This is a genomic window from Maribacter sp. 2-571, from assembly GCF_050589625.1.
Classification (GTDB): Bacteria; Bacteroidota; Bacteroidia; order Flavobacteriales; family Flavobacteriaceae; genus Pelagihabitans.
Map to the genome: position 1 here is coordinate 90,426 of NZ_JBNGOP010000018.1, position 16,483 is coordinate 106,908.

13 protein-coding genes and 1 pseudogene are annotated in these 16,483 nt (G+C 41.6%); 4 read left to right on the forward strand and 10 right to left on the reverse strand.

The features are described from left to right. Positions 1–460: 460 nt before the first annotated feature. The 4 genes from ACRD7P_RS13770 to ACRD7P_RS13785 form a co-directional block, all read right to left on the reverse strand. Positions 461–2,197, reverse strand: a complete 1,737-nt coding sequence (locus ACRD7P_RS13770) for an FAD/NAD(P)-binding protein (RefSeq protein WP_430908213.1) — start codon at positions 2,195–2,197, stop codon at positions 461–463. A gap of 269 nt (positions 2,198–2,466) precedes the next feature. Then, complete coding sequence (locus ACRD7P_RS13775; RefSeq protein ID WP_430908214.1) at positions 2,467–3,870, reverse strand: DASH family cryptochrome; 1,404 nt, start codon at positions 3,868–3,870, stop codon at positions 2,467–2,469. Further along, positions 3,867–5,339, reverse strand: a complete 1,473-nt coding sequence (locus tag ACRD7P_RS13780; protein ID WP_430908215.1) for a deoxyribodipyrimidine photo-lyase/cryptochrome family protein — start codon at positions 5,337–5,339, stop codon at positions 3,867–3,869. The genes ACRD7P_RS13775 and ACRD7P_RS13780 overlap by 4 nt, the downstream gene beginning before the upstream one ends. A gap of 8 nt (positions 5,340–5,347) precedes the next feature. After that, positions 5,348–5,872, reverse strand: coding sequence for a DUF421 domain-containing protein (locus ACRD7P_RS13785; RefSeq protein WP_430908216.1), 525 nt, complete (start codon positions 5,870–5,872; stop codon positions 5,348–5,350). Positions 5,873–6,186: 314 nt separating this feature from the next. Between ACRD7P_RS13785 and ACRD7P_RS13790 the strand changes: the two genes are divergently transcribed. Continuing rightward, positions 6,187–6,387 carry a CsbD family protein gene (locus ACRD7P_RS13790; protein ID WP_430908217.1) on the forward strand — a complete coding sequence of 67 codons (201 nt, stop codon included), beginning with the start codon at positions 6,187–6,189 and terminating at the stop codon, positions 6,385–6,387. A gap of 122 nt (positions 6,388–6,509) precedes the next feature. On the opposite strand, the gene ACRD7P_RS13795 is transcribed toward ACRD7P_RS13790, so the two are convergent. The 3 genes and pseudogenes from ACRD7P_RS13795 to ACRD7P_RS13805 form a co-directional block, all read right to left on the reverse strand. Further along, on the reverse strand, positions 6,510–7,739 hold the full coding sequence (locus ACRD7P_RS13795) for an ATP-dependent helicase (RefSeq protein WP_430908226.1): 1,230 nt from the start codon (positions 7,737–7,739) through the stop codon (positions 6,510–6,512). Beyond that, positions 7,734–8,570, reverse strand: a pseudogene (locus ACRD7P_RS13800) (ATP-dependent helicase); the annotation flags it as partial. The gene ACRD7P_RS13795 and the pseudogene ACRD7P_RS13800, both read right to left, overlap by 6 nt. Before the next feature lie 122 nt (positions 8,571–8,692). Continuing rightward, entirely contained in the window at positions 8,693–10,075 is a 1,383-nt protein-coding gene (locus ACRD7P_RS13805) for an exonuclease domain-containing protein (RefSeq protein WP_430908218.1), read from the reverse strand. Between the two features lie 99 nt (positions 10,076–10,174). Here ACRD7P_RS13805 and ACRD7P_RS13810 point away from each other — a divergent pair, with 99 nt between their 5' ends. The 3 genes from ACRD7P_RS13810 (at position 10,175) to ACRD7P_RS13820 (ending at position 12,075) form a co-directional block, all read left to right on the forward strand. Beyond that, positions 10,175–10,447, forward strand: a complete 273-nt coding sequence (locus ACRD7P_RS13810; protein WP_430908219.1) for a hypothetical protein — start codon at positions 10,175–10,177, stop codon at positions 10,445–10,447. A gap of 891 nt (positions 10,448–11,338) precedes the next feature. Then, on the forward strand, positions 11,339–11,491 hold the full coding sequence (locus ACRD7P_RS13815; RefSeq protein WP_430908220.1) for a YqaE/Pmp3 family membrane protein: 153 nt from the start codon (positions 11,339–11,341) through the stop codon (positions 11,489–11,491). 11 nt (positions 11,492–11,502) lie between these two features. Then, complete coding sequence (locus ACRD7P_RS13820; protein WP_430908221.1) at positions 11,503–12,075, forward strand: hypothetical protein; 573 nt, start codon at positions 11,503–11,505, stop codon at positions 12,073–12,075. Positions 12,076–12,942: 867 nt separating this feature from the next. Here the strand turns inward: ACRD7P_RS13820 and ACRD7P_RS13825 are convergent. From ACRD7P_RS13825 to mltG, 3 genes are all read right to left on the reverse strand, one after another. Next, entirely contained in the window at positions 12,943–13,446 is a 504-nt protein-coding gene (locus ACRD7P_RS13825; RefSeq protein ID WP_430908222.1) for a hypothetical protein, read from the reverse strand. 222 nt (positions 13,447–13,668) lie between these two features. After that, positions 13,669–15,273, reverse strand: coding sequence for a xylulokinase (locus ACRD7P_RS13830; RefSeq protein ID WP_430908223.1), 1,605 nt, complete (start codon positions 15,271–15,273; stop codon positions 13,669–13,671). Positions 15,274–15,307: 34 nt separating this feature from the next. Then, positions 15,308–16,357, reverse strand: a complete 1,050-nt coding sequence (gene mltG, locus ACRD7P_RS13835; protein ID WP_430908224.1) for an endolytic transglycosylase MltG — start codon at positions 16,355–16,357, stop codon at positions 15,308–15,310. Positions 16,358–16,483 lie beyond the last annotated feature (126 nt).

A 16,483-nucleotide genomic window follows, 5' to 3' on the forward strand; every position in this document is an offset into this window, starting at 1 on the left:
ATTAGATAACCTGCACTACAACAACCTAGAATTTAATAGCACCATTTTGAATAGGACAGAAATAGAAAGGAGCGATCATAGCGATAAAGTTGGATGAAGCTCGGAATACGGTCCAGGCAGGTATGACCATTGCCTTCAGTTTTACGACCGCTAATCCTTCAATGCTGTGCTACCAAAACGTTATCCCGGTAGTCAGTACAAACCGGCCTTGACTTTTTACCCCTTTTGGTTCTTTTGTAACCCCGACGGTGCTAGATTTCCGCTCTTTGTTCAAAAATGCGTTTCATCATTTTAAACGGGTGCCAATAGGGATGATGGCCCTATGTTCAAACAAAATTCTTTTCAAGGCACCTTGCACCGGGCATATGTAGGATAGCAGGTAGCTAAGCCTGAATGTTTTGAGAAACATCCTTCTCACCACTTCTCCCGGAACAAGTACGTTGATTCGCCGCAAATTACACTATTGTTTTTCCCGTAATCTGGAAAGAACGCCCTGCGCCCATAGTTCCGAACGTTCGCCAAAGCATTCGGCGATTGCATCGACTCCGATGAGCGTTCCTTTTGCCAATCGCCCCAATACCGACAAACGGTAGGATTTCTCAGAATTGGCAAATTTGACCGAACCATTTTCTTCCGTTCGGATACCCAGATCATCATGTAAGGCTTCAACCTTATCATCCTCCAATAATCGTCGGACAATGGGCGATGCGACCTTCTTTAGCTCAGGGGAATCCAATACGGAGTTGACCATTACTTGTACCTTAATGCTACTGTTCTTGTTGGTCAACCGCCAACCGCTTTCGGTCGTTTCAATATCAGGGTCTCTAATATAGTCCAAAGTCAGCCTTTTCGCAGCTACCAAAGCCAATAGCTGTTGCAGACTATCCACAGGTGGCCCATAAGAGTATCGTTTTAAGCGCTCGTCCAACGCTACTATAGCGGCAATTAGTTCGTCGGATAGCGGGGCGAACGATAGAAGCTCGTACATCGTCGGCTGACAATGTCGCCAAATATGGCCGATGCAAAAATCCAAGCTTACCGCTTTTGTGCCGGTTGCCATACCTACAAAAAAAGCTATCATTTCATTTACCGGTAATTTTTTCGATACGATGAGCGGATGAGAAAAATTTTCGTCCAGTAACCAAGACTTTACCAAGGAACGTATCTCATTATTTTTTAGATTATGTGGACGAGAAATGAGTCTTGACGATGAAAATTTCTCTACAATTAATGGAGCGATGGCATCCATCAAAAACTCCGGAGATTTCAGTTCAATGTCGGATTCAATGGATTTGCGTACCGCCTTTCTAAACTTTTCCAATTGACTATCGGTCGGAACGTAATTTTGGTCGATTTTTTTATTCAAAGGTTTTGGAGCCATCGGAAGACCATCCAAGGAAAATGGAACGAGTACATCGGCCTCCTTTCCCGATGGAAGGTATTTCATTGCTCTGGTCGATTCATCGATAACTTTGAACCGTCCGCCCAATTTTTGGCTTAATGCACGGACAACATCTATCATGGCCAATCCAAAACCTCTTATCCCAATATTTCTCTCGGGCTTTATAGTTCCCGATCGAAGGATGTTTTCAACTGGGTAGGTATCACGGAAAAGTTTGACGTGTCGATTTTGTGCGGCATAGGATTGCCAAGCCTTTAACTGTCCATCAACTTCAGTTGGCTGATGCCCAATGGTCAAGACCGCTTCCGTTGTAGTGAATGTAGTACCATCGTTCAAACAAATGGCTACCGCTCCGTTTTTTGGGGCCACCTGTACTACTTCGCCCTGAACGACCTCCAACAGCCCTTTACTTAATAACGTTTTGGCCATTCCACTATAACGTTCGTTCAGGTATCCCCCCATCTGCGATCGCAGTGGAAACCGATCCAAACTTGAATCGTCCTTATCCGTGTCATACTCGATCCATTCCTGAAAATCTGGAAACGATGGTATCTGGAAATCGTCAAAAACGATGCTACGTCTAGGCCAGATTGCCACTGCCCGCTCGGCAATGTTCAACCAGTTGCTTTTACTCTGATCTGGACCATAAACCCAGCTTGAACCAAGTTGGCCGGATTTTTCAAAAATCAATATTTTGATAAGCGTATTGGTCTTAGCGGCTTCCAAAAATATACTTTCCAACGCGGAAAGTCCTCTAGGTCCAAATCCGATGATAGCAATGGTCTCTTGTTTCATTCCTTTATGTATATCCAATCGATCGTAGTACGCTACTAATACCATTTTAACTATGAAAGAACACTAATAAATCGTTACTTTTTCGGCCGTTCTTCGTTAAAAAGCCTCGAACAACTAAAAAATAATTCAATTTCTATACGCGCGATTTCAAAGTTAAAATGGTATAAGCACTAGGGTAATTTTATTTTTTGATAACTTAATATCGTGAAATCCGTTTTGGTCCCGATAATAGTGATGCCTACTCCGCGGCGGACCGAATTTCTTTTTTACTAGCGATCATCGTGCTCTTTTTTTATTTTAGTGATGGCCCTTGTCCATTTCTTGAAAATAGTATTGGGGCTGGGATATCCTTCGATGTCATATTCCCATGGAATTAGCACCTCCCTATCATTGGTGTGGCGAAGTTCGGGAACCCATTTTCTGATAAATTCGTGTGCTTTATATTTATTTGCCTGATTGACCGGATTTGTATACCATATTTGATATGCCTGGGCATGCCAGTTCATCCAATTGGAAGCAACGTCATAATCGATCAATTTTGATTCAAAATATGCCGCCCCCCAGGTCCAATCGATCTGGTAATCATAGACTAAAAAACTGGAACAGTTTACCCGACCGCGATTACTCATAAATCCGGTAGCGTTTAGTTGTCTCATATGGGCGTCCACGAACGGGATACCGGTTTCGCCCGCGCACCATCGATGAAACAGCTCAACACTGTTCTTAAAATTATAGGTTTTATCGGTATAACCCTGAGTATGGTACACTTTATTTTGAAATCGCATCAGTTTGAACGTAAAGTAATCGCGCCATATCAACTCGAAAATTAGCCACCAGGTACTCTGGTTTTTCTTTACCTCGGCCTCATATCGTTTTACGGTCTCGTAAATCGTTCTTGCAGAGAGGCAGCCCAAAGCTAGGTATGGGGAAAACTTTGAGCTATACTCCATCCCCAGGGATCGGTTTCTCGACCAACGATAACCGGTCAACTGCTCACTTTTAAAAGTATAAAATTCCAAACGCTCCAAAGCCGCTGTCTCTCCCCCTGGAACGTAGGTTTCGGTAAAATTGATACCTTCCCGGAAACCCAACCGCTTATCATCGGGCAGTGTCGACCATGCCCTTGGTTCCAAGGCGATACAGCTCATCTTTTTCGGTTTACGGAAGGTACCTCGCACAACGGCATTCTTTGTCGTATTGATACGATAAGCCTTGGAGGTCAGAGGGATATCGTTAATGGCATAGGGAATATCCTTTAGATGATATAGCGTTCGGCCCCAGGCAAAATCAAAGGTACAACTTGCCTCTACTTCCTTGCCGATCTGACGTATTTGTACCAACTCTTCAGTAGCAAATTCCTGTTCGGCGAAAACAGTATGGCAATTGTACTCTTTTATCAATTTAGGAATGATTATTTCGGGCCTTCCCGTCAAAATCATGAGATTTCCCCCTATCCCCTTTAAGTTTTCACGCAAGTTGGACACACATTGTTTTAGAAAGTGAAGCCGCACCAAATCGGTTTTCGGAAGGCCTAATGGAAGTTTACGGTAACGCTCCGTGTCGAAGATATATACCGGAAGGATAGTTGCCCCGGTTGCGATAGCTTTGACCAAGGATTCATTGTCATGAAGTCGAAGGTCATTTTTAAACCATAGTAGTACATTTTTTTTCATTTCTTGCTTTTACGAGGTATGGTATGCCTTTCTAAAATACGTTCTTTCTCGGCTCGCGCCAGATCGCTTTTTCGATGCCCATAAAGCTTCTGAAGTGCTATTCTACGTGTTTCGGCAATGTCTACTATTCGTTCTGGGTAATCGATTCCATAGCTGAAACCATAAAACGTTTCTTCCATTTCACTAATGGTCCACGGTTCGATAGCAAGGTGTACTGGAAGACGACGGAGCTCGGGAACATATTTTTTGATAAAGACGGCCTCGTTATCATGGTCATGCGCATTTTTTACCGGGTTGTATACCCTAACGGTATTTGTACCTGTAAAGCCGGATTGCATTTGAATTTGACCATAATGGATACCAGGTTCGAAGTCCAAGAATTGTCGTGCAAGCCACGCGCTTATAGTCGTAAAGTGTTGAAATAAATGATGGGTGAGGAAGGACACGATCATGGATCGCATACGGAAATTGATATATCCGGTCTCCACGACACATCGAATGCTTGCATCTACCAAAGGATAACCGGTACTTCCCGCTTTCCATCTTGTCACGAATTCATCGTTCAAGGGTTGCTCCAAATTTAGGAAACCTTTATTGATCGCTTCAAATTCCATACGATGCTCCATCTCAAATTTTTGTATAAAATGACTTTGCCATCTTAAGCGTGATATAAATGCGTTATACTGCTTTTTAAAATTTGTGTTTTTCTTCAGTACGAGCGCTCTTTGGTAAACCTCACGGATCGACAGATTTCCCCATGCGAAATATGGGGAGAGACGGCTACATCCGGTGCGGGCAAGCTCAGGTTTGGAAATGTAGTCGCTATAATGCGCTATACGGTCCTCAAAAAATGAGTTTAGCCATTTATAAGCCTGGAAAATTCCACCTATTTGATACTGATGTACATCGGTTTGTGTTGGGAAGCACTTAAAATGGGCTTTTAGATGTTCGATCTCCTCAATACACGCCAGGTTCGATCGCTCTAATTTTGGTCGAGCCATTTCTGCCGTCATATAAGAATACCAGTTTTCACGCCAAGTCGCCCTGTTTTTGATACCTCTAATGACCCCATTATTCTGAAACTCTTTCCAAGTAATCGTATTCGTATCGCAAAAGGTCGCGAAATTCAAATCTCTAGTATAGGTAATTTCAAGTCCTGTCTCCTCGGTACTGTAGACCGTTGCAATATCATACTTTTGTAAGAGGTTCTTGAAGAAGGATATTATTTCAGATTCGACACACAGGATTTCCGTGTTGTATTTCAGAAAACCTTTATTGAGATCTGCCAGGCTTTCCTTTATAAAATTCTGATGGCGTTCCGCGTAGTGGGCATCATCCCAAATGGTCGGCTCATAGGCGTAAACTAATAAAAGTTTTAGAGGGTCGTTCAGGGCGGCACCTAAAGCCGGGTTATCCATAATTCTTAAATCCCGCTTGAACCAAAATACATTTAGTTTATCCTTTGCCATCCCTCAAACTAAGAATTGTGAACCCCCTCCAGCAACCATGGTTCGACCGATTTTTCTGAATCGCAGGTATGCAGCACTGCAATGTCACCAGTGGTTTCGAACACCACGGCCCTTACTTCGGACAATTCTATTACATTCGCCTCTCTTAATTTTGCTTTAAGATCATCCTCTGTCACGTTCGCCGATTTAAGGTTGTCCCACAATACTTTAGTACCCTCCATTAATAACAGCGGCTCATTATCGACAATATTCTGAAACGCTTTGAATCTCCTTAAGTAAGAAATGAGCCATTGCAAAACGTATACCGATGTCAGACCTAAAACTCCTTTAGAGATACTGACCGAAGAAGAAAGAAGTGTAGATGCAATGATGGAGCCTATGGCTATGGTTACGGCAAAATCGAAACTGGACATTTTAGAAAAGCTACGCTTTCCGAACAACCTGGTCAGCCCTATTACTGCCAAGTAAACCGCAATTACAGAAATCAATAACCAAAACAATGATGCTGCAGACGACAATACCCATTTTTCCATAAGATTACTTTTAAATTCCTTGGAACCTTTCTACTGATGATGCCAATATGGAAAGGTAGCGAGGTTAATTTTAGCGCAGTAACGAAATACGGAAAAAAGCTGCCATTTTTGGAGCCTTGTCAAGTTTATCCAGCACAATGACCGACCGATTTTATACCATCGCCCTAGGAATTTGGGAAGGGAGCCCGCTATTTGGGCACTTTCTTGGCGAAATCTCTATTCTTCGCTCAAACAGGTCACTTATTAAACCATATCGGTCAAGCATGACCTCGAATAATAAATAGGTTTGTACTCTAATCTTAAAATCAAATCGTATGTCGGCACCATGGAAAGATAAGCTTAAAGGCAATTGGAATATTGCAAAGGGAAAGATCAAACAGGAATGGGGGGACCTCACCGAGGATGATCTCGACTATCAAGAAGGAAAAGAAGACGAGTTGGTCGGACGTATTCAAAAGAAGACCGGGGAAAGCAAGGAACGCGTCAATGAGTTTCTCGATAACCTGAAATATTGAATTCATTGATAATGATTGAAATCCCGCTAAAGCGGGATTTTTTGTTTTTACCCCTCAATAGAAATGGCACCTTGTTATTTTGGAAAACCTTACGATACCAAGAAGTCCAATACGGCTAAAAATCAGCTAAAATCCATACCGGACGACAAATCGATTTTATTTGGTGTCCCAACATCTTTTACCTTTCCAAATTTACTTTCCACGGTACTTTGTTCAACGAGGTTCTCCGGCAATTCATTAAGAAAATAGGAACTGGCATCATCACGATTCTCAAGGCCGTTATCGCGCGTTCGGCTTTGGTAAACGGCCGATATAGACGCGGTATTACGTGTCAATATCAGCCGACTCTTTGCCCGGGTCATCGCTACGTAAAGCACGCGTCGGTCCTCTTCAATGGCATCGATACTATCCAACGACCTTGATGAGGGATAAGCCTTAGGAGAAACATTAAGGACGATACATACCTCTGCTTCAAGTCCCTTTGCCGAATGGACGGTAGAGATGATAACATGGTCCTTTTTTTCGTCGGTGTCGAGCTTTGATTCGTTTAGAACATTAAGGCCATTCATGTTCTCGGAATTATCGAGCAGCCCTTCTCCTATGAATTCTCCGAGCGTGGGATAACTTTTTGCAAGCAACTTGAGAACAGGAAAGTCCGCTTTTCTTTTTTCGTTCCAGTCTTTCCTATACCGAAATGCCAAACGGAGCGCCATAGCTTCGTAAGCTGTCTCGACCATTTGACCGACATCCTTCTGCCTATGGATCGTTTCGTATAATTTGGCAATTTTGGTGCCGTCTTCCCCTGGCATGGCGTTTTGAAGGATTTCAGGAATCGCCTCTTTTCCCACATTTTCAATAATATGCTGAAGAATGCGCGACGCGCGTACCTCTCCTACTCCCTCCTGAAAGGTCAGAAAACGAATCCATGCGATTTCATCATACGGATTGTTTACAATACGTAATAGGGAAACCAAATCCTTGATGTGCGCTGCTTGCATAAATTTTCGACCCCCGTAGGTCACATAGGGAATCTTGCGCCTGATGAAAACTGCCTGTAACGATTTGGAGTAATATTGCGATCTTGCCAAAACCAAGTGGTCGGAGAAAGTTCTGTCCTCGTGCGTAAAGTTTTTGAGTATTTCGTCGGCGACCCAATTGGCCTCCTGCCACTCATCACTGACATTTACAAGCTTGGGCAATTCACCTCCCTCACGGCTAGATCGTAGTTTTTTACTATAAGGTACCGGTGACTTTTCCAATAGCCAATTGGATAGGTCCAAAATTTCTTGGGTAGATCGGTAATTTTTTTCTAGTTTAAAGACTTCGGAGTCGGGGACACGCTCCTTGAACAAATGTACGTTTCTAAAATCGGCACCACGAAAAGAGTAGATGGACTGCGCATCATCGCCGACACAAAAAAGTTTACAAATACTGAGAAAAGGGTCTAATAAATCTCATTGTAACGGGTTGGTGTCCTGCATTTCATCAACCAACAGATAATCAAGATGTCCAGATAGAATTTCACGAGCTTCGTCATTCCTTCGTAGCTGCGTAGTAACCACTAAGAGCAAATCGTCATAATCCAAATAACGTTGCTCACCTTTTTTCTGTTGGAATGCCCTTAAGATATTCTCTACGTTTGGTTTTATACTCGAAATCTCAAAATCGGTATCCGCATCTTTTTTATCCTTAAAAAGCTTGAACCGCAAACTTTCTGTTAAACTTTTTTTTGTATTTCGAGCAAAAGAATAAATATCGATGAGCTGCTGTGGTTTAATTCGAAGCTTACCAAAATCGAGGTTTCGATTCCCACAGACCATCTTCATGATACTTAGCTGGTCGTCAGGATCTATAACAGTATATGAAGCTGCTCCGAATAGGTTTGGGAAACGCACGATCAATTGGTTGCACCATGAGTGAAAAGTGGCACCGCTGAGAGCATTGCCCTCGGACCGGGGCAATGTTGCCTTTACCCGTTCAACGATTTCATTGGCAGCTTTTTTTGTGAAGGTGAGTATCTGTATTTTTTTCGGGTCGACTCCTGACCGTATTAAATGTGCGGCCCTCGCTATTATCGTCTTGGTCTTTCCCGTTCCGGCACCGGCAAGCACCAAAAGGTGTTGACCATCGAACTCAACTGCTCTTTTCTGACCCTCGTTCAGGGTTTCGGGGATTTTGATCATACCACTAAGGTAAAATTTTAATCATTCATTTTATAGCTCTCCCGGCCCTAAAACCGATTACTTTTTAACTTATAAAACCATATTAAAATGGCCTTTCATCTTTAAGGGACCTTCTGCCCGAATCAAACCGACATATCCTCCGGGACCATAATCTTCACAGCCGTTTTATTGGTATTTAAATGGCTTGCAATGATGCTCATGGTATGATATGTATTTTTTTTGGTGCTTAGGAACGTTTCTAAATCGATCATACCGATTATACTTTCTTCCTTATCAAAAAAACCGAATCCTTGATAGACGCCGTTCCGCACCAGCACAAATCCATGTTCATTGACGGTACGCCCTTTGCACACGATGGCGTAGTTGTCCCGTTTCTTGTATAACTCGGAAATTGCCCTTTTGGCACGGATATTATAGATCGCTGCGGACTCTCTACCCTCACATACCTTATTACAGCCCTTAAAATCATAGTTGGAACAACACTCATCGCCGCGCCGTAATCCGGCAAATCTGGGGCAAAGCGTAAACTCTTCACAAATATTCTTAAGCTTGCTAACCGCTTCCTCTCGCTTGAAATAGGATATTGCTCCCAAATCCGTAGCGGACTTTCTATCGATCGCAAATTGAATTATTCCTTTTCTATTGATATAGTGGATGATGGTATAAGGTGCCCTCAATTTCTTTTGGGCGATATTGTATTTTGGAAAATGATTCTGAATTTCGTCAGCTTCGAGCAATAAAGCGATGAGCTCATTTCCCGTCTCAATGAAGTCTATTGCTTGGGTCGCTTGGCACATTTCATATTCCTTGCTTCGTTTGTCATAGAAATGGCTTAGCACTCGTTCTTTTATTCGAAGGGCCTTCCCGACGTAAAGGATTTTCCCCTTTGAATCTTTGAAATAATAGACTCCGGGCCGTTGGGGCAGACGACCGAGAATCTCCCGATCTATGTTCAAAGACAGTGCTGTTTTTCGTGCTTTTAAAAAAGAATCGAAAACAATACCGTCATCATCCAGACTTAACAGTCGTTGGAAAAGGATTACCGTAGCGTCTGTGTCCCCTTCTGCCCGATGGCGATTTATTAATGGGATACCGAGTGTAGCACAAAGTCGACCAAGGCTATAGGACAATTTTCCCGGTATGAGTTGCTTGGCAAGTTTAACAGTACACAATTTTTGTCGGTGGAACTTATATCCTAAAAATCGAAATTCCGATTTTAGCACTGTGTAATCAAATGTGACATTATGGGCCACGAAAACCGCATCGTGGGTAATGTCGATGATCTTCGCGGCAATCTCCTCAAAAGGCGGAGCGGTCCTCACCATGTCATTATCGATTCCCGTAAGCTCCGTAATAAATTCAGGAATGCGTACTTGAGGGTTAACGAGCGAAACGAATTTATCCGTAACTACCTCTTCGTTCATTCGAACAATACATATCTCGGTAATACGATTGTTCCTGATACCCTTACCGGCCGTTTCAATATCCACAACGACATATTCCATTCTGTAAAATTTAAATCTCAAACGGTAAAAATACCACACTAAATGGAATAAATCCATACTTTTGGATATATTCCAATTCTCTACAAATTAATTCGAAGTATGAACTACCCAAACCTATTACGCTTAGAAGATGAAATTAAGGCCTTACTTGCTTATAGACTTACCGCGTATCGGTATAAACATATAACGGTAGAGGCATACTACGCAATGAATGAAACCGTGATGTGTCGTATCGAGATTTTTAGTACGGACATCACGATTGCAAATAGGATAGCCAAGTACGAAGCACAAGTAAAAGAAGGGTTTTACCAAGAGGCAGAACGAAACTTGATTGCGAAAATGAAACTTAAAGCAATCAAAGAAGCGATTTAAGTATTTCAGTTTCTTAAATAGATAGTTTAAAATTCGATATGTAATGTCTCCTATAATTAATCGAATCAATGTTTTTAAAATTACTTTTCTTTCCAAAAAATTTGTAGGCCAATAACAAAGCCTTTTTGTGGAAATGGTGGGGTTCTTTAACTATTAAGTTTTCGAAAGGTATTTCCGGGCATTGACCGGTTTCTTTAGTAATTTCAATTCAAACCGTCTCTTTTTCCTTTATAGCGCATAGCATGTGCCGACGCTTTCATCCCGAGCTAGAAGTTTTCTATAAATTTAATGTGCGGTCTCGCCGGTATAATTATCATTTTTCGCCCTAAGACCAAATGGTAAGGATTTAGTCATTACAAACCTAGTAGCGGATAATCACAAGTTTAATTTAAAAATGCTGGGGCGATAACGGTCCTTGGGCCGGAGCCCTTTTAGAATCCGTTCTATTTCTATTTCGTTGACCGAGTGAACTATTTTCTCGATGTAATTTATTTATGGGGCGTGTTGCTACCGTTTTCAAGTTAATAAATTACGAATCGTTTGATCAACTCTTGATGGGGTGAGCAGCATCCTTGGACATGTACACCATTTGCTGCCCAAAGGGAAAACTTTAAAGGCAGGAAATGTTGTTATGGATCAATACTAAAAGTGATGAAGCAAACAAACACCGTGTATTAACATCATATTTGCCAATATAAACATTGAACTCATTTAGACTTTTTGGATTGAAGCGAAAATTTGTGATTTAAAGGCCTGTAGAAGACTTTTTTGAGTTTCATAGCAGGGCTACGAGAGGAAAAAAGGCAAAAACAGGGCTGTAAAGGACAATTTTTCAGCCCCCCGACAGTTCGGGGAAAAAAGTCTAAATGAGTTCATTATAAACCAATCATTATGTCGCTCGTGACCATTATTTTGAACATTTTATTGCCGCCACTGGCCGTTTTTTTGAAACATGGTGTAGGCACCACGCTCTTGATTAGTATACTATTGACCCTTTTAGCATGGCTGCCAGGGGTAATCCATGCATTTATCGTTAACCAATAAATATTGAAAAAATGAAAAAAGTATTATTATTTGTATTCCTGATAGGTTTAGCCTCCAGTTGTAAAGTAGATAAAGAAAAGTCCGGTTCGCTTCCCGAAGTGGACATCGATGTGGACACCGAGGCCGGATCGTTGCCCGAATATGACGTAGATTGGGTCGACATCAATGTTGGCACTAAAACAAAAACGGTAAAAATCCCAAAGGTCGTCGTTGTAATGGAGGAAGAAGAGGTGGAAGTACCCTTTTTGGACTTCAACATGCCGGGAGAAGAAAACAAGGAGCGAACCCTGCTAGTGGAAGCAGAAGTTTCAGGAAAGCAACACAAGCTTGAAATCAAGGAAATAAGGGCCTCACAGAAGAAACTATTTGTTATTTCTACTTTAGAAGAACTTGAAACGGATTTGGGAGAACAGACGTTACGAATACAGGACCAAGTGCAATTAAATGCACCAGAACTAGATGTAAAGCACATTATAGTTGGAGAAAAAGCAGATCGGGTATTGAACAATAGCTACGATTATGTGTCCAGTATGAACGCGCTTCCCGAGCATATTAAAAACGCTCAAGTCATTTATAGCAAATAAACCATGAACATTGGGAAGATTCTTTACATATTTCTACTAACAAAAGGCTAACGGTTAGGGCGATAAGTAAAGAATCTTTTCAATTTTTCAAGTGCGCTCCAAAAGGTGGCTATCGTATTTCTCATATAGCTTTAAAAGGGAAATAGCATCATCTTGAAAAAAGATGGTTCAGCAATTTTCATATCCATATTCTAATCAATGGGCTTTTAAAGGTTTTACCTATTGGTCCGAACACCCGAAAACTTGCTGGGTCTGACCAAGACCCAAGATTCGTTTACCGTCCAGTTCGTCCTTGCTTTCAAGGTCCAAAATAAAACGTTTGGGTCGCTCATAATTAGAGGCCTCTTAGCTCGATTCATGTGGGACCACCAGTAAAACAATCGCTTTCGAGATTATTTTCTTGAAAGCCTTTTTTATTTGGACACGATTTGCTTACAAAAAGTCATTTTTCTCTAATAATTTAATTTGATGTCAAAACCAACTAAATGATTTCATAATACTGTTAATCTGAGTGTCCCTCGTTCGATTCCAAGAGGGGAAGCGGTAACGATAAGGCTTCGGTGGGTTCTGCTCCCGGAGCTTTTTTTATTTGCACATAATTTGAATATAAAATGGAATTTTATTGACTGATTTAATTTACTTTCAATTAGTCTTAAATTATGGTATCCTATTAGTTGTGACGAAGCAACCCCGAAGCGTTGGGGCCGAAGATTTTTGCGGACCCCATAAATACAATCAATCCAACGGATTCAGCACTTAACGCCCTATCTGTTATTGCCATTGTAGCCATTAGTTTTTTCCGCTGTCACTTATCCAATTTATTGTTCCGTCCGATTCAGTCTGCGTTCGCAATTATTATTTTACGTTCTAAAATCCATAAATAGTAGTGTGCATTCCAGCAATTTTCCATTTGCCATTTTCTTTTTCCATAAGCCTTGTTTCCCTTTTTAGTCCACGTAATGAGTCCATTTGTTCAAAACTAACAGATGCCCCATTTCCGTAAAGGCGAACATCTATATCATCGACTAATTTTGGTGTAGGCTCCGGCTCGGGATGTTCTTCTATAAAGGTTTTGACAAACTGGCTTATTTCGTTCCAACCTACAGACTCGGAAAATGTGCTATCTACAAAATTCATATACGTTTTTGACATATTCGGGTCGTGTACCCAATGCTCAGTCCACTTTTCATAGTCTCGTTGGAAAGCATCTTTAGTTTCATTATTCAAAGTTTTCAAAATTGCCGTTTTTTCTTGCTCAAAGCTTACTGTTAGAGTAGTTTCAACTTGAGTTTTTTCATTTGTTACTTCTTTACAACTAACAGCAAAATGTAAAATTGCAAGAAGAACTATAAATAATATTTTTTCTCTCATATGATGTTTTTTTTTGTGGTTAAATGGACTTTTTTATAATTAATGGCAGCAGTTGGATATAGATAATATGATCTATATTTCATTTAAGTGTGGAACTAAATCAGGATTATTTTCAGATAGGAACGGAAGCAATCGCCAGCATCGGTTATTTGAACTTTCAACGCTATCGGTCACCGTGTGCATATTCCTATCGGTCTATTTTCGGTCGTGAGGTATTCTACTTTAATTCTCCTTAAAATTTTCTACTGCCGCCTTTTCTATCGTTAGGCCCGATTTGTAATGCTCCAAGAAAACGTTAAAACCATCCACATCCGTGATATCGGGAGAAATTTCTTGTCTCCGTACATTTGCAAACACCTTCGTCGAAAGGTAGCTGGCGAGATTAACGTTAGTTTCCTTGTTTTTCATGTAATTTGCTAGAATCGCCATCCCCCAGGCTCCACCCTCGCCAGCGGTCGACATAACCGAAACGGGTACGTTCAATGCTGCGGCCAACATCTTTTGGGCGACAAGTGGGGTTTTAAATAGGCCGCCATGTGCTAAAACCCCATCGATCTTCAGCTTTTCCTTCTTGGTAAAAATATCCATACCTATTCTTAACGCGGCAAATGCGGCAAAGAGATGCGTTCTCATAAAATTTGCCAGATTGAAATTGCTTTTCGGCGAACGGACGAACAGGGGCCTACCTTCTGCAAGTCCGGTAATATTCTCGCCGGAATAGTAGCCGTAGCTTAACAGTCCGCCGCCGTCGGCATCCGCTTCAAGAGCCTTATTGAACAGCATGTTAAATAGTTCCGCGCTATCGGTTTTCTGCCCCATCGCTTCGTAGAATTCACCAAACAATCCGACCCATGCATTAATATCGCTCGAGCAATTGTTCGCCAAAACCATTCCTGCGGGACTTCCATCGGGAGTAGCTATAATGTCGATTTCAGGATATACGGTGGACAGACCTTTCTCGAGTACGAACATGGCGAATATCGACGTGCCCACCGAAATATTTCCGGTGCGCTTTTTTACACTGTTCGTAGCGACCATGCCCGTGCCCGCATCTCCCTCGGGCGGGCATAATGGGATACCCGCTTGCAAGCTATCGGATGAATCCAAAAGGTGGGCGCCTGCCTTACTGAGATATCCGGCGTTTTCACCCGCTACATGTACCTTGGGCAAAATATCTCTAAGATTCCAATGGTAGTTTCTGTCGGATATTAAATCCTCAAACTTGTCCAACATAATTTCATCATACCGCCGAGCGCTCTCATCGATGGGAAACATACCGGAGGCATCTCCGATGCCTATTGCCTTGGTTCCGGTCAATCTCCAATGGATATACCCCGACAAGGTGGTTAGGTAGCCGATATTTGCTACATGTTCCTCGTCGTTCAAGATTGATTGGTACAAATGCGCGATACTCCAACGTTGGGGAATTTTAAACTTGAACTGTTCGGTCAATTCCGATGCGGCTTCACCTGTTGTGGCATTACGCCATGTCCGGAACGGAACCAGTAAGTTCCCTTTTGTATCTAGGGCAATGTAGCCCTGCATCATTGCGGAACATCCGATCGAGCCAATATTTTGGATAGTTACCTTATGGTCTCTTTCAATCTGACTTTTTAGATTGCCATAAGCTTCTTCGATTCCAATAATCATTTTATCCAGGTCATAGGTCCAATAACCGTCGATCAATTGATTTTCCCATTCATAGCTGCTTGAATCGATTGTTTCAAATTTGTTATCTATTAGGACGACCTTGATTCGTGTTGAGCCCAGTTCTATTCCTAGCGAAGTTTCACCATTAATGATCCGTTGTTTGATTCTATGATTCATAAATATTTAAATAATCGTTTTTTTGAACTTTACATTATTTCCCTCGTTGGCCAGACAACCACTTTTGATAATCAGCTTTGCCCTTAGCAAACTCACTCGCACTAGAGTAAAAGTGATGTGAACCATCGTTGGCCTCTACATTTAGAACATAATAAATATTTTCCGTCTTTGCCGGATTTAGGGCCGCTTCAATAGCCGTCTTGCTAGGCGAGCTGATAGGGCCCGGTGGTAATCCACGAATCTTTCGAGTATTGTAAGAATGGTCCACTTCAACATCACTTTTGTGAATTATGCCATCCCAACGGCCTAGCAGTTTGGCAATGTATACATTGGTTGCATCAATTCCCAAGGGAATTCCCCGTTCAAGACGATTGTAAATTACAGAAGCAACCAAATCGCGTTCAGCATCTATTTTCGATTCATTTTCAATGAGACTGGCAATGATTATTATCTCCGGTTTTGTTCTTCCAATCTCTAGTGCTAATCCATCCCATTCCGTAAGCCAAACTGACTTAAATTGTTGCACTATTTTAGCAATTACCTCCTTGGGGTGAGCATCCAATTTAAACTCGTAAGTTGTAGGGTAAAGATAGCCTTCAAGATTTTGTGCCTTTGAATCAATATCTTCAATTAAGCTAGTATCATCCATCAATAACAGCACCTGCTTTTCAGTCATCAATGGTTCTACCGGAAATTCTTTAACAATACGTTTGGCAATCTCGAAACGCGTCCAGCCTTCTGGAATAGTAAGTGTTTTCGCGCGTTCTCTTCCGGTCTTAAGTAGGTTAATCACTTCTATAGGGCTTATTGGAGATGGGAATTGGTAATCACCTGCTTCCATCCTAGCATCCCTATTAAAGAATCGTAAATATATCTTAGTTGCAAGAGGTGCTTGGAGAATATTTTGCTCGCCCAACATTTCAAGGATACTATTAGAAGGAGTGCCTTGTTTGATTGTAATATAATTATCAGAATTACTATGGCTTATAGGGCTATTTAGGATATTGTAAAACCAAAAAAAGAATCCACCAGCAATTAAGACGATCAATATTGAAATTACCTTCAGAGGGCGAGTGAATTTCATCTCAGGCTATTTTTACTATCCTTTATTTGAACTTTGGTAACGGTTGAGCGTCGAGTAGACAAGGGGAGTTTCACCCCAAGCCTCTCACAGAACCGTACGTGATAGTCTCCCATCATACGGCTCTTG